Genomic DNA, 13,754 nt, shown 5'->3' with positions numbered 1-13,754 from the left:
GGGGCGATTTTGTTACAGGTAAAGCCGGTGAATGACTTGACGGCTGTCATCGGGATCATTGCTCGTGTCAAAACCCAGCGACTTGGCAAGGTCGCGCATCGGCGCATTGCTGGCGGCATCCACCGAGTACATCTGATGAAAGCCGTTTTTTTGGGCAGCCTTGATCAGATGCTCCATCAGTAACGTGCCCAGCCCCAGATGGGTCCATTCATCCGCGACCGTTACGGCACATTCACACTCATGCTCGCGTGTGGCTGCGTATCGACTGACGCCGATCTCGATCAGCTGCCCGTTGTCATGGACCAGGGCGATATAGGCCACACGCTGCTTGTTGTCGGTGTCCATCAACTGATTGAGCATCGCGGCGCCGGGTTCATTGACCTGTGCGAGAAAGCGCATGTGCCGGGATTCGAGGGACAGCCGTTTGATGAATGCGTATTCACGGTCGCGATCCTTTTGCGCCAGTGGCCGGATCAACACATGGCGCCCGTCCTTGAGCGCTTCAATCCAGTGTTGCCCAATGACCGCGGTGTAAGCGGCGGCGGCCCGATCATTGTGATCTTTGACGGTAAGCATGGGGGGTACTCCTCCAGTACGGTAAGCAAGCCGGGAGCGCGACAAAAATGCCGCGTGTGATGCTTTTCTACACCGTTGGAAACGCTGCTATCTGATCTGGATCAGACAGCTGTGTCAGTGGCACTTGTTGACCTGCGCTTGATGTAAATCAAACGGCGCCAAATGAAGGCGCGCAGCATTGACCATATCGACACGCAATGGCCGACGCCGAAAGGAGACTGTGGTGGGAAAATATCAACGTTTTCTATTGATCGCTGATCAAACTCTGCACCCGTCACCTGCACAACAGCGCGCCGTCTCATTAGCCATCGCGGCCGGAGCCGTGCTGGATGTACGAGCCTTTGTCGAACCTGTGCCGGTGGTTCACTATTGGGAAGAAAAGGTGGACGACGCTGAGCTACAGCGCTATCTGCGTCGTTACCGCCGCTGGGAGGTCGAAGAGCTGGATCGGCTCAGCGAACGGGGGCTTGAGGTGACGGTAAAAGCCATCTTCACCACCCACCCGTTGCTGGACATTCTGAAGACGGTCGAAGATCTGAAACCCGATCTGCTGATCAAGGATGTCACCCTTGAGCCCGCGCTCAAGCGGGTTTTCATCACTCCACTTGATTGCCACTTGTTGCGTGAATGCCCGGTCCCCGTGCATCTAGTCAACCACGTTCGCTACGGCCTGCCTCACAGGGTTGTCGCGGCAGTCGACCCGTTCGACCCTTCGACCCAGTCCAGCGAACTGAACGACACCATCATTCAGACAGCTAACGCCTTGGCGCTGCAATGCGATGCGCCTTTACACCTGCTGTACGCCTACGATTTATCGCCCGCTTTCGATAGCGAAACACCCTTGGCCGGGGGGGGCTGGGGCGTGGACTTGGTCGAGGAGCTGCGACAATCCTTGCACCAGGCGTTCATGGCACTGGCGGAGCGTTATGGCGTGCCTCCCGAACGCCGACATTTCGTCATGGGGCTGCCGGTGCCTGTGATCGGCGAATTCGTCGAGCAATACCTGGCCGATGTCGTGGTGATGGGCACGGTGCACCGCACGGGTGTAGACCGGCTGATCGGTAGCAACACAGAGCGAGCGCTGTACTCTCTGCCAGGCAGCATCCTGGCGGTCAAGGCCAGTCACGGACGTTAACCTGTAGCGGGTTGCGTCGAAATAACCACCGTCACTTGGAGATTGATCATGAGCCAGTATCAACGTCTGTTGCTGATCATCAATCCGGCGCTGCGTCATTCCCCGGCCATGCATCAAGCATCATCACTGGCCAAGGCCAGCGGCGCGAGTTTGCATATCGCGGCGCTGATCCCTTCGCTCAAATGGTTATCGCTGCTTGAGGAGGGCGATCGAACATTGGCCCGCGAGCAATACCTGCAGGATCATCGCAATTGGCTTGAGGCTCAGGCGCAGAACTTGCGTGGCCAGGGAATTGTGGTGACCATCCAGGTAACGTGGGCGCAGGACATGAAGCAAGACATCATCGATCACGTCACGGACATTCATCCCGACTTGTTGATCAAGGAAATTGACCATGTGTCCGTGCTCAAGCGGGCGTTCTTCACGCCTTTGGACTGGCATTTGTTGCGTCACTGTTCGGTACCGGTTTATCTGGTGGGCGGCGGTGGCTTGAGCTTGCCGCGCAAGGTTGTCGCGGCAGTCGAGGTCACGGATGCCGAGTCGACCGACGACGAACTCAATGAGCGAATCATCAAGCAGGCGTGCTGTCTTGCCATGCAGTGCGATGCCGAACTGCATTTGCTTTTCGCCTGCGATATCTCGGCCGCTTTCCTGGCGGACATGGGCGGCCTGACGCTCGCGGAGCTTACTCAAGCGCTTCGCACGGACCTGGAAAAGTCTTTCGTTCATTTGGCAGGACAGTTCGGTGTGCCCCCGGATCACCGACATTTCGTAGACGGACATCCGGTCAGGGTATTGAGTGAATTTGCTGATGCACACAGCGTGGATGCGATCGTGATGGGCAGAGTTCAGTCCCATGGTTTGCACAAACTCCTGGGAAGCACCACCGAGCATATTTTGTATCAGGTGCCATGTTGTGTTTTGGCGGTTTAGATATGCTCAAGCTCAAACGTATTCTGTTGATAGCCCCGAGCGAAATGACCTACACACCGGCCTTTGGGCGAGCCCATGCCTTGGCATGTGCAACCGGTGCGCAGCTGCATTTTGTTGCGTTCGATTATGTTCAAGCGTTGGCGGTAGTCGGTCTGCTGGACCACGATGCGATGGCCCAGGCACGGGAAGGTTATTTGCAGGTACACCGTCAATGGCTGGAGCAGCGTGCCCGCTTCTGCCGATGCGCCGGCCTGCAGGTGAGCGCCGAAGTGGTCTGGGCAAGGTCGAGCCTGGCCAACCTGCTGGAATACGTCAGTGACTTCCATCCGGACCTGGTGATCAAAGACAGCCATTACGTGCCGGCACTTGACCGGGCATTTCACCGGCCTCTGGACTGGCGCCTGCTGCGTGAGTGTCCGACGCACCTGCATCTGGTAACCAGTGCCAGAAATCCCAAGCCCTTGAAAATCCTGGCGGCGATCGATTTGTCCCATCTGGAGGAGCTGACGCAGGGTTTGAATGACCGGATAGTCGATCTGGCTTCTACCCTGGCGGCCAGCTGCGGCGCCGAGCTGCACTTGCTTAACGTCAGTCGTTGGTCAGAGATCAGCGATGCACTGAAGAGTGTGCCGACAGGCAGTCTTGATGACAGCTTCAGGGATGCGATTGAGGATGCTCAGCAAGAGGCTTTCGATGTGCTTGCCGAGCGCTATTGCATCAAGGATGCACATCGACATCTCCTGACGGGCATTCCCCACAAGGTCATTGGATTGTTCGCACAACAGCACGCCTTCGACATGGTGGTGCTGGGCACGATTTATCATCAGGCGCCTGAACGGTTTCTTGGCGATACCGTCGAGAGCCTGTTGAACCGCGCGCCTTGCAGTTTGATGATCGTCAAGCCTTTACGCTCATTGAACGACGGCCATCGAGTCGGCTGTTGATAAAGCGCGAGAGTCAGTCATGGCAAACCACAAGTTATCCAGTCGGTATCAGGCGGTTCAGCACAGGAGCAGGGAAGCGGCGCACAAGTACCTGTGCCGGACCGGTAGCCTTTCCTGGAAGGGTGAGGCAATCCTCTTGCTTCACCGTGGCGGGCAGTATTGATGCTTCGCCCTGAAAGAGTGCCATCAGCGACGGTCAGGAGGAGGGCGATGGCAGCCAGCAATCAACTGTTTGAGACCTTCCAGATCGCGGATGTGGACGTCACGGCCGGAAATTTCCACGAGTGCCTGATCCCGCAGGTGGGCGATGCCCCGACAAATGGTTTCCAAGCGCAATCCAAGGTACGAACCAATCTCCTCGCGGCGCATTTTCAAGACGAAATCCGTCGATGAATACCCACGGGTTTTCAACCGTTGCGACAGGTTCAACAAGAAAGCTGCCAGACGCTCGTCCGAGTTCATGTTGCCCAGCATCATCAACATGTCGTGATCGCGAACGATTTCCCGGCTGAGGATTTTGTTGAAGCTGTGCTGCAGTGACGGCAGCTCATGGGCCAACTCTTCCAGGCGATTGAAGTTGATGGGGCAGACCTCGCTGTCTTCGAGGGCAACCGCGTTGCACGCATGCAAGTCCGTGCTGATAGCGTCCAGCCCCAACATTTCGCCGGGGATCTGGAACCCCGTGACTTGCTCGCGGCCATCGATAGAAAGAACGCTGGTCTTGAACGAGCCGGTTCGCACCGCATAAAGCGAGCGTAGCGGCTCACCAGCACGATAGAGCGCCGCTCCTTTTTTGAGCTTGACGCGTTGCACGATCAACGTGTCCAGTCGTTCGACTTCCGGGCCTGTCATACCGATCGGCAGGCATAGCTCCATCACGCTGCAAGTTGAGCATGCAGCCTTCAGGTAACGGGGTTGCAGAGCGCGAACGTCTGGCATGAGTAGTGAGGTCACTTGGGGGGCTCACTAAGGATAGGCGGCATGTCGTCTGACACGCCTGGGATTCTTCGCAATAGCAATGTAATAGACGAACGGAACATCCATTACCAACGTATACCCAAGCCCGACCTGGATATTTGATGTAGATCAAGTATCGAGTTGCCCAGACTCGCAGAATTGTTTAGTGCCTATCGATGGCCCGGTCCCTTGGCGGAGAGATTCATGAGCGATTTCCTGAATGCTGAACAACTGGCAGGGCTGGATGCTTATTGGCGGGCGTCCAATTACCTGGCCGTCGGCCAGATCTACTTGAGGGCCAACCCGCTACTCAAGCAACCCCTCACTCTGGCGCACATCAAGCCGAGACTGCTGGGCCACTGGGGGACGACGCCTGGGCTGAACCTGATCTATACGCATCTGAATCGCTTGATCAACCAGTACGACTTGAGCATGATTTTCATTGCCGGCCCCGGCCACGGTGGGCCGGCGGTGGTCGCTCAGACCTACCTGGAAGGCACTTACACCGAGTTCTGCCCCTCTGTGGAATGCAACGAAAACGGCCTGCTGCGCCTGTTTCGCCAGTTCTCCTGGCCCTACGGCATCTCCAGCCACGTTTCGGCACAGATTCCTGGATCAATCCACGAAGGTGGCGAACTGGGCTATAGCCTGGCTCATGCCTACGGTGCCGCATTCGATAATCCGGATCTGATTGTCGCCTGCGTCATCGGAGACGGCGAGGCTGAAACAGGAACGCTGGCAGCCAGTTGGCATTCCAACAAATTTCTCAATCCAGCGCGGGACGGAGCGGTATTGCCCATCTTGCACCTCAATGGCTACAAAATCGCCAATCCCACTCTGCTTGCCAGAATCAGTGAGGATGAGCTTTCAGCCCTGTTGTATGGCTATGGCTACGACCCTTACTTTGTTGAAGGTGATGACCCGATGCGGGTGCATCAGGCGCTGGCGCAGACGCTGAGCACGATGATTCTGAAGATTCGTGACATCCAGCTTGAGGCGCGGCGGCCGGGACGATCGACGCCGGCGCAACGGCCACTGTGGCCAATCCTGGTCTTACGGACACCCAAAGGCTGGACCGGTCCGAAGTTCGTCGATGGTCATCGGGTCGAAGGGACTTGCCGTGCTCATCAAGTGCCATTGGCCGATTTCCAGCAACCGCTGCATCTGCGTCAATTGGAGGAGTGGCTCGGCAGCTACCGCCCTGAGGAGCTGTTTGATGATAACGGTTCGGTGCTGCCCGAGATCACGGCACTGGCACCGACCGGGCAACGGCGAATGAGCGCAAACCCCCACGCCAATGGGGGTGTGTTGCTGCGCCCCCTGGATTTACCGCGATTCAGCGACTATGCCGTGAAGTTTGAAACACCCGGCAACCTGCGCGCGGAGGCCACCCGGGTAATGGGTAGGTACTTGCGCGATGTAATGAAAAACAACCTGACCTCCGGCAATTTTCGCCTGTTCGGCCCGGATGAGACCGCCTCGAACCGCCTTGATGCAGTTTACGAGGTCAGCGCCAAGGCGTGGATGGAGCCTCTGGAGCCGGATGATAGCAATCTGGCCGTCGAGGGGCGCGTCATGGAGATTCTCAGCGAGCAGGTCTGCGAGGGCTGGCTCGAGGGTTATCTACTGACTGGACGCCATGGGTTGCTGTCGTGTTACGAAGCCTTTATCCATATTGTCGATTCGATGGTCAACCAGCATGCCAAATGGCTGAAGACCGCCGCTGAGGTGCCGTGGCGCCGACCTATTGCTTCACTGAATTTTTTGCTGACATCCCACGTATGGCGTCAGGACCATAACGGCTTTTCCCACCAGGACCCGGGGTTTATCGATCTTGTGGCCAATAAAAAACCGGACATCGCGCGGATCTACCTGCCCCCCGATGCCAACTGCCTGTTGTCGGTGACGGACCACTGCCTCAGAAGCCGCAATTACATCAATGTCATCGTCTGCGGCAAACAACCGGAATGGCAGTGGCTGGATATCGATGCGGCCATTCGGCATTGCCAGAAGGGTATCGGTCGATGGGAATGGGCATGCCGTAATGATGAGGATCCCGACGTGGTCATGGCCTGTGCCGGTGATGTACCGACCCTGGAAACGCTCGCCGCCGTGACCTTGTTGCGCGAGTACGCGCCGGATTTGCGGGTAAGGGTGGTCAATGTCGTGGATCTGATGGTACTGCAGCCGCCATATCAGCATTCCCATGGCATACCGGACAGTGAATTCGATGATTTATTTACGCTGGACAAACCGGTGATTTTCGCTTTCCACGGCTACCCGGCGCTGATTCACCGTTTGATCTACAAACGCAGGAACCATGAGAATTTCCATGTGCGAGGCTTCAAGGAGGAGGGTGCGACGACCACTCCTTTCGACATGGCGGTGATCAACAATCTGGACCGTTATCGCCTGGCGCTGGATGTCATCGAGTGCGTGCCCCGTCTGCAGGATCAGATCCCGGTCAACAGGGCGCGATATTGGTCGACCATGGAGCGGCACAAGCTTTACCTCATCGAGCATGGGCAGGACCTGCCCGAAGTCCTGCATTGGCAATGGGCGCCAGCGGATCATTGACCATTACACGGCAGTCGCTGACGGCGCGGCGGCTTCTTGTCTGACCGGCGTCAGTGACGTCGCGACGTAGTGCAATCGAAGTGACTGCACACGTGCTCAGGGGCAGGCCACGATAAGGATATGCGCTGCTACGACCGTGCAAAACGAAACACCAGGTTGATGCTTTGCAATTATTCACTGGCTGGAATTGATAACGTCGCCCGCAAGCCTCCCTCTGCCCGGTTTACCAGTTCGATACGACCGTTCAAACGCTTGGCGATTGTGTTGACGATGGTTAACCCCAACCCGGCACCTTGCACAGTGCCACGGCTGTAGAAACGCTCAAACAATCGGTCTTTACTTGATTCATCAATTCCGGGGCCCTGGTCGTCGACGGTCAAATGACAGTAGCCATCAGCCTGGCTCAGTTGCACAGTGATTGCCCCGTGCTCGGGGGAGAAGTTGGCTGCGTTGGTGATCAGGTTGTTCAGCGCGATGTCGATGGCGGCGGGGTTGGCGAATACGTGAAAGGGCTGGTCGCTGACGTCGAATATCAGTTCAAGGTTTTTGCTCAACAACCAGGGTGTCAGCTGCACGAGGCTGTTGCGCACGGTTTCGCTGAGGTCGATGCGTTGTAGCGGTGGCGGATCGGGTTTGGGTTCCAGTCGCGCCATGGTCAGTAACTGGTTGACTAGACGGCTGGTGCGATCAACGCCCGAGATAAGGAATTCCAGCGATTCACGACGTTCCTGTTCGGTGCCTGCCTCCAGCAGGTTTTGCGCGTGCACTCGCAGCACGGCGAGTGGCGTACGCATTTCGTGGGCAGCGTCGGCAATGAAGCGTCGTTCGCGGCCAAGCACTTCTTGAATCTGTGCGAGCATGCGATTGAGTGCCGCCTGCATGGGCTCAAGTTCGCTGGGCAACGGTGCCAGTTGCAATGGCTCAAGGGAACCGCTGTGGCGGGCACGCAGGGTCTCAGCCATGTTTGCCAGGGGCTTCAAGCCCCAGCCGATAGCGAGCCAGATCATCGCCGCGAGGAGCAAACTGCCGACGATGTTAGGCCAAAGCGTATGACGCACGATGCGGCCGACCAGATCCGCGCGCACATCATCACGTTCACCGACCCAGATGCGCATGCCGTTTTGTGGGTCTTCAAGGAGGAATGCGCGCCAATGACGATGGTTCAAATCCACCACATCACTGAAACCCGGTTGCGTCGGCGGTGAACTGAAGGATGGCGCGCTGGCGGTGTGCACCAACACTTCACCGCCAGGGTTCCATACCTGAAAGGCAATTTTCCGTTCGTAAGGATGACCGTCGCCGCGCGGCACTGCTTCACCCAGCGCGGCGTTGAACGCCCGGTACAGTTCGGCATGCTGTCTGGATGCCAGCGGCATGCGCATCACGCCCTGCAACAGGCGCGCGTTCTGCGCGAGCTGAGCATCGTAGACTTCAGCGATTTCATGGTGGCTATCGTGCAGATTGAAAAGGCTGAGCACCGCCAGACCGGCCAGTAACAGGCCGATAATCAAGGTCAGTGTGCGGCGGCGGATCGAAGTCATCAGCGTTCCTCCACCAGATAGCCCACCCCGCGAATGGTGCGGATCAGCTCAGTGGAGAACTTCTTGCGCAGGTGATGGATGTGAACTTCCAGCGTATTGCTTTCAGCTTCTTCACTCCAGCCGTAAAGCAGTTGGATCAGTTGATCTCGAGTCATCACTCGACCCGGAGGTGAAAGCAGTTCATGCAGCAACTGATATTCCTTGGGCGTAAGTGCCACAAGCTGGCCGTGATAGCTGACTTGCCGAGTGCCTGGATTGAGACAGATGCCGGCATGTTCGATCAGCGCTTGCGCACGCCCGGCGCTGCGGCGCAACAAGGCCCGCAGTCGAGCTTTGAGCTCGTCCAGGTCGAACGGTTTGATCAGGTAGTCGTCGGCGCCGGCATCCAGCCCGGCAATGCGATCTTCGGTGGCGTCACGGGCGGTAAGAATCAGCACCGGCAGGTTCGAGCCGCTGGCGCGCAAGCGTCTCAGTACTTCCAGACCATTCATGCGTGGCAAACCGAGATCCAGCACGGCGACATCGAACTTTTCGCTAAGTAAGGCATGCAGCGCGCTGCTGCCGTCCTTGAGCCAATCTACCGTGTAACCCCCACGCCCAAGCGCTTGCTGAATGCCTTCACCCAGCGCCACGTCGTCCTCAATCAATAATAAACGCACGCAAACTCCTGTCAGTCGAGTTTCTTGTTGACGTCCACCAGCAGGGCGGCGATCTCCTTGCGGCGCCCCGCATCGGCCGTTTCACGGCCGCGCCGCGGGGCCGCTTGCAAGGCTTTTTGCAGCGCGGCTTTTGCTTCAGCGTAGCGTTTCTGACGGTAGAGGTGATCACCCCAGAAGTACAGGCTGTCGATGCCATCGGGATTGAGTTGCAGCGCCTGCTTGAGCAGTTGTTCAGCTTTGTCGCTGTCGCCGAAACCGATGGGCCAGCCGGGCACCCGATCATACAGCGCCGCCAGGCTGGTATAGACAGAGCCTTGCAGGGCCTTGGGGTCGAGGGTCAGGGATTTCTCCAGGTCAGCCTTGGCCTCCTTGGCTTTGCCCAGCGCGCCGAGTCCGCCTTGGGCGCCGGCCCAACTGCTGGTGACGATGCCTTTCCAGATCCAGGCTTCGGCCACCGCCGGGCGCTGCGTAGTGAACGCCAAGGTTTCGGTGGACAATTGCTCAAACGCGTCGGCGCGCTGTTTTTCGGCCACTTCATATTGGATGTGCGCCCAGCTTTGTTGAATGCCACTCAGGCGCTGCTGGTCGGCCGCCTCCAGCGCCCAGACACTTGGGCTGAGAATTGCGATTAGCAGGCACGCAAAGATTCTTTTCATGGCTTAAGGGTCTCGTTATCGGTTTTTTCGCTAAGGCGGCGGATCAGCGGCAACTGCTTGCGCAGACCTCGATCGACCAGATGTGGCAGAAGATTGTTGAGGCGCACAAAAAAGCGTTCGGGCCAGCCCAGATACAGGTCGCGGCGGTCGCTGGCAATGGCGTGGATCACCGCCGAGGCCACGGATTGCGGATCATCGACGTTGGCCTTGAGCGCATCGTTCAGGGCTTGCGTCGCCGCGCTGTTCATCGACGTGCGGGTGGCCCGCGGTGCGACGTAGAGCACGCTGACCCGGGTGTCGGCCAGCTCCCGGCGCAACGCTTCGGAAAATCCGCGCAGGGCAAACTTGGTTGCACAATAGCTGGCGTATCCGGCATAACCGATCGAGCCATAGGTCGAGCCGACGTTGACTACCATGGCGCTGTCGGCCTGCTTGAGCGCCGGCAGCAACAGCTTGGTCAGGCAGATCGGCGCGCTGACGTTCACCGCGAGCATCGAGCTGATCTCGCTGTCGTCGAGCTGTTCGAGCATGGCGAAGTGATTGACCCCGGCAGCGTTGATCAGCATGTTGACGCCCCCAAGCGCTTCGGCGGCGGCGAGCACTTTGCGTCGGTCGCTGAGAAACGTCAGGTCAGCCGCTACCCAGCACAGGTTGTCGGGGTAGCGCTTGAGCAGCGGCGCCAGGGCTGCCTGATGCCGCGCCACGGCCAGTACCCGAGCACCGGCGGCGCACAAGGCATCGGTTATGGCCATGCCAATGCCACCACTGGCACCGGTCAAGACCACGCGCGCGCTACGCAGCTGCATGTTCAGCCTCCGCGTCACGCGGCAAGCCACGAAACATCTCGGTGTAGAGTCGGTAGACGACCTTTGAGGCATGAATCACCGCCGCTTGATCCTCGGGCTCGTCCAGCTGATTCATCAGGCGGCGGTAGGTTTGCATGTGTCCAATGTCGAGCGAACCGTGAGAACTCAGGTAACTGAAGGCGGTTTCCGGCAACGCCAGACGCTCCCGGATGCTCCCCGCCGCGTGCGTGGCCAGGGCAATGCTGGTGCCTTCAAGCACGTTGACCATGCCGAACAGACCCACCGGGTTGCCACGTGCGATCAGGTCATAAAGGAAGCTCACCATCAGCTCAATCGGCAGCGACGGCTGGCCATCAAGCACGGCCCCTCGATCACCTCCGCAGGCGGCAATGTCGTCGAGCACCCACTGTTCGTGGCCGTATTCGTCTTCGATGTACTCGCACACCGCTTTGCGCAACCATTCCAGACGCGTCGGCAAACGTGCGCCGCACGCCATCATCAACGGTACGGTGTGTCGCACGTGATAGAAGGCCTGTGCGAGAAAAGCCCGATAGCTATCGAGGCTGACCTTACCGTGCAACGCATCGAGGATGATCGGCAGGTTGAACAGCTCGTGGCGTTCACGCTGTGTGGCCTCTTGCAGGGTGTCGAAAAAACTCATGATGCGGATTCCTCCAAGACAACGGATTCGGTCAATTGGGCTTGGTACTGCGCGACAATGGCGTCGCGGCGTGGGCGGCCATTGGCGGTTAGAAAGCCATTGGCGGTGGTGAAGGGTTGCGGCAGGCGCGTCCACTGATGCACCTGGGCATAATCGGGCAACGCCGCGTTGGCTTCGGCGACGGCAGCGGCCAGTTCGGCATCGGTGCAGTCCGGGCGATGCGGCCAGAGCAGGGCGTGATTGCGCGGCGAGGCCTCGCCGTAAACGAACGCCTGGGCGATGTGGCGGCGCTGGGTCAGCTCGGACTCGACCCATTCCGGGTTGACGTTGCGCCCGTAGCTGGTGACGAACTGATGCTTCTTGCGGCCCTTGAGATAAAGAAAACCTTCCGGGTCGAACTCGCCCAGATCGCCGCTCGGCCACCACTCATCGGCGCAGGATGCGTCCCCTAGATAGCCGAGCAGTGTCGAACCCTTGATTAGCACTTCACCGTCCTCGGCCAACCGCACTTCGACATGGGGCAGCGGTCGACCGACGCTGCCGGGTCTCAGTGCACCCGGGCGGTTGAGGCACACCACCGAAGCGCATTCGGACAAACCGTAACCTTCAAAAACGGGCAGGCCGATCCGTTGCGCCCGGTACAGCAAATCTTCGGAGACACGTGCACCACCGACCGCCGCAAAGCGCAGGGTTTGAGGGGTGAACGCTTCCTGTTCGGCGGCGTTGACCAGTATCAGCAACAGCTGTGGCACCAGAATAAGGCTCTCCGGCGCACGCCCGGCGAGATAACCCAACAGGTGCGGGACATCGACGCCACTGGCGCCCTGAATGCCGAGGGTTCTCTGGCTCGGCAGGCTGAGCATCGCACCGGCATACAGCGCGGCGTAACAGCCGAGGTTCTCCAGCAGTATTGCCAATGGCAGCAGCGCCAAATGATGTTGCGCGCCGGTAGGTTCACTAGCCTGATCCAGCTCTCGTGCGACCCGCAACAGGCTTTCGGCACTCAGGCAAACACCTTTCGGCGTGCCGGTGGTGCCGGACGTGAAGGTCAGCTTGGCAGTGCCGATCGGCATGCGGCTGTGGCTGCTGAAGGCGCGGCACCAGAACTCGCCGCGTTGCTCATAACCGGCAGCGCGCAGTTCGGGTCCCAGCTGCGGTTCGGCAATCACGCGTTCGGCCTGACTCTGCTCCAGACAATGGGCGCGTTGTGCCGGGCTGAAAAACGGCGGCAGTGTCAAGCAGGTCAACCCTTCGAACAACACCGCCAGATCCCAGAGCATGGCGTCGACGCCGTTGTCCAGCGCAAGGGCGACCACTTGCACCTGCTCGTCGCGCAGGCGCTCCTGGCGATACAGCACTTGTGCATACACGGTGGCGTAATCGAGTTTCAGCGTGTCGCCCCACAGCGCGATCGCGTTGTCATTGCGTCGAGCATGCTCCCGCAAGGTTTCCTGAAAGCGTTGCAGTTCAAGCGACATGGCAGGCTCCTTCAATCGAGGTCGGCAAACCCAGGCGGCTGAACAGGCCGCTATTGCGTAAGTGGACGAACCCGGCGCGGATGTTGCCGAAGTGCACCCAGGGTTTGCTCTCGTAATAACTGCCCCAATGCTGACGCTCGTCACCCAGGCGATCCGGGTCAGCGGCGCACAATGTCACTGGTTCCAGGCCGAGACGGTGGAAGCTGTTGACCAGGCCGATACTGCCGGTGAACGTCACCCATTCCAGGCCACCCATGGCCAGCAGATAGGTAATGGCGATGATGCTCAGGCGCGCGCTGCCGGTGTCGCTGGCCGCCAGGTTGCCAACCTCGACAATGGCGTTTCGGTCTACCGAATGTTCAGCCGCCGCGCTGATCAAAGATTCGATCGGTTCGTCCAGATACCGCTCCAGAAACAGCGGCTCAAGGTGCGCGCGACGCACGCCGGCCACTGCGCACAACTGGCCCTCAGCGTTGTGCATACCGAACAACTCGGGCATGAAGTGGCGGATGTCGGCGCCGTGGGCCTTGCGAAAGCGCTGCTGGATAAAGGCTTCGAATGTCGCTCGCAAAGCGTCGTTCGGCAACGCACCCGTCAGTGCCAGCAGTGGCGTTTCAGCTTGGCCGAAATGCAAGGGCAGGGGGATGTTCCAGTCAAAATCGGGCATGGGGCGAACGCCTCCCTCAATGGGTTTGAGCGCAGTATCCAAGCCATTTCTTAACGAAGTCTGAAGGTGAAAGAAAGTTAATCCGAGAGCCGATCTTCAGACTCTCTTAAGACAGGACGGGCAGGGTATAGCGGCCGGTTCAAGGCAGCCGGATCGACCGTCCC

General features: G+C 58.8%; 13 protein-coding genes. 4 read left to right on the top strand and 9 right to left on the bottom strand.

The features are described from left to right. Positions 1-12: 12 nt before the first annotated feature. Positions 13-576 carry a GNAT family N-acetyltransferase gene (locus F8N12_RS14615; RefSeq protein WP_150581057.1) on the bottom strand — a complete coding sequence of 188 codons (564 nt, stop codon included), beginning with the start codon at positions 574-576 and terminating at the stop codon, positions 13-15. Between the two features lie 223 nt (positions 577-799). Between F8N12_RS14615 and F8N12_RS14610 the strand changes: the two genes are divergently transcribed. From F8N12_RS14610 to F8N12_RS14600, 3 genes are read left to right on the top strand one after another with little or no spacing between them, the layout of a single operon-like run. Further along, positions 800-1,711, top strand: coding sequence for a universal stress protein (locus F8N12_RS14610; protein ID WP_150581056.1), 912 nt, complete (start codon positions 800-802; stop codon positions 1,709-1,711). 48 nt (positions 1,712-1,759) lie between these two features. Continuing rightward, positions 1,760-2,644 (top strand): universal stress protein, encoded by an 885-nt coding sequence (locus F8N12_RS14605; protein ID WP_150581055.1) that lies wholly within the window; start codon positions 1,760-1,762, stop codon positions 2,642-2,644. Between the two features lie 2 nt (positions 2,645-2,646). Continuing rightward, a complete protein-coding gene (locus F8N12_RS14600) occupies positions 2,647-3,588 on the top strand; it encodes a universal stress protein (RefSeq protein ID WP_150581054.1) in 942 nt (313 codons plus the stop codon). A 186-nt stretch (positions 3,589-3,774) separates the two neighbouring features. Here the strand turns inward: F8N12_RS14600 and F8N12_RS14595 are convergent, their stop codons facing one another. Further along, the gene (locus F8N12_RS14595; protein ID WP_150581087.1) at positions 3,775-4,527 is read right to left on the bottom strand and encodes a cyclic nucleotide-binding domain-containing protein; all 753 of its coding nucleotides are present in this window, start codon (positions 4,525-4,527) and stop codon (positions 3,775-3,777) included. A 222-nt stretch (positions 4,528-4,749) separates the two neighbouring features. On the opposite strand from F8N12_RS14595, the gene F8N12_RS14590 reads away from it, so the two are divergent. Further along, complete coding sequence (locus tag F8N12_RS14590; RefSeq protein ID WP_150581053.1) at positions 4,750-7,122, top strand: phosphoketolase; 2,373 nt, start codon at positions 4,750-4,752, stop codon at positions 7,120-7,122. A 170-nt stretch (positions 7,123-7,292) separates the two neighbouring features. On the opposite strand, the gene F8N12_RS14585 is transcribed toward F8N12_RS14590, so the two are convergent. Genes F8N12_RS14585 through F8N12_RS14555 form a run of 7 tightly spaced genes read right to left on the bottom strand, consistent with a single transcriptional unit; the run spans position 7,293 to position 13,590 of the window. Next, positions 7,293-8,663, bottom strand: a complete 1,371-nt coding sequence (locus tag F8N12_RS14585; protein ID WP_150581052.1) for an ATP-binding protein — start codon at positions 8,661-8,663, stop codon at positions 7,293-7,295. Continuing rightward, entirely contained in the window at positions 8,663-9,322 is a 660-nt protein-coding gene (locus F8N12_RS14580) for a response regulator (protein WP_150581051.1), read from the bottom strand. Before F8N12_RS14580 ends, F8N12_RS14585 begins: the two co-directional genes overlap by 1 nt. Before the next feature lie 11 nt (positions 9,323-9,333). Beyond that, a complete protein-coding gene (locus tag F8N12_RS14575; RefSeq protein ID WP_150581050.1) occupies positions 9,334-9,978 on the bottom strand; it encodes a tetratricopeptide repeat protein in 645 nt (214 codons plus the stop codon). After that, the gene (locus F8N12_RS14570; protein WP_150581049.1) at positions 9,975-10,784 is read right to left on the bottom strand and encodes an SDR family oxidoreductase; all 810 of its coding nucleotides are present in this window, start codon (positions 10,782-10,784) and stop codon (positions 9,975-9,977) included. The genes F8N12_RS14575 and F8N12_RS14570 overlap by 4 nt, the downstream gene beginning before the upstream one ends. Further along, complete coding sequence (locus F8N12_RS14565) at positions 10,771-11,445, bottom strand: TenA family transcriptional regulator (RefSeq protein WP_150581048.1); 675 nt, start codon at positions 11,443-11,445, stop codon at positions 10,771-10,773. The genes F8N12_RS14570 and F8N12_RS14565 overlap by 14 nt, the downstream gene beginning before the upstream one ends. Then, on the bottom strand, positions 11,442-12,923 hold the full coding sequence (locus F8N12_RS14560; protein WP_150581047.1) for an AMP-binding protein: 1,482 nt from the start codon (positions 12,921-12,923) through the stop codon (positions 11,442-11,444). Before F8N12_RS14560 ends, F8N12_RS14565 begins: the two co-directional genes overlap by 4 nt. Further along, positions 12,913-13,590 (bottom strand): thermostable hemolysin, encoded by a 678-nt coding sequence (locus F8N12_RS14555; protein ID WP_150581046.1) that lies wholly within the window; start codon positions 13,588-13,590, stop codon positions 12,913-12,915. Before F8N12_RS14555 ends, F8N12_RS14560 begins: the two co-directional genes overlap by 11 nt. Between the last annotated feature and the right edge of the window lie 164 nt (positions 13,591-13,754).

The organism is Pseudomonas fluorescens (assembly GCF_902497625.1).
Taxonomy (GTDB): Bacteria; Pseudomonadota; Gammaproteobacteria; order Pseudomonadales; family Pseudomonadaceae; genus Aquipseudomonas; species Aquipseudomonas fluorescens_BQ.
Note: the sequence above shows the minus strand (reverse complement) of the source record. Positions and strands in the feature narration are given on the sequence as shown.

Bases quoted from the DNA above. Each gene is read 5' to 3' on its own strand.
- F8N12_RS14615 (WP_150581057.1), bottom strand. From the start codon at position 576: ATGCTTACCGTCAAAGATCACAATGATCGGGCCGCCGCCGCTTACACC.
- F8N12_RS14605 (WP_150581055.1), top strand. From the start codon at position 1,760: ATGAGCCAGTATCAACGTCTGTTGCTGATCATCAATCCGGCGCTGCGT.
- F8N12_RS14600 (WP_150581054.1), top strand. From the start codon at position 2,647: ATGCTCAAGCTCAAACGTATTCTGTTGATAGCCCCGAGCGAAATGACC.
- F8N12_RS14595 (WP_150581087.1), bottom strand. From the start codon at position 4,527: ATGCCAGACGTTCGCGCTCTGCAACCCCGTTACCTGAAGGCTGCATGC.
- F8N12_RS14590 (WP_150581053.1), top strand. From the start codon at position 4,750: ATGAGCGATTTCCTGAATGCTGAACAACTGGCAGGGCTGGATGCTTAT.
- F8N12_RS14585 (WP_150581052.1), bottom strand. From the start codon at position 8,663: ATGACTTCGATCCGCCGCCGCACACTGACCTTGATTATCGGCCTGTTA.
- F8N12_RS14575 (WP_150581050.1), bottom strand. From the start codon at position 9,978: ATGAAAAGAATCTTTGCGTGCCTGCTAATCGCAATTCTCAGCCCAAGT.
- F8N12_RS14570 (WP_150581049.1), bottom strand. From the start codon at position 10,784: ATGCAGCTGCGTAGCGCGCGCGTGGTCTTGACCGGTGCCAGTGGTGGC.
- F8N12_RS14565 (WP_150581048.1), bottom strand. From the start codon at position 11,445: ATGAGTTTTTTCGACACCCTGCAAGAGGCCACACAGCGTGAACGCCAC.
- F8N12_RS14560 (WP_150581047.1), bottom strand. From the start codon at position 12,923: ATGTCGCTTGAACTGCAACGCTTTCAGGAAACCTTGCGGGAGCATGCT.
- F8N12_RS14555 (WP_150581046.1), bottom strand. From the start codon at position 13,590: ATGCCCGATTTTGACTGGAACATCCCCCTGCCCTTGCATTTCGGCCAA.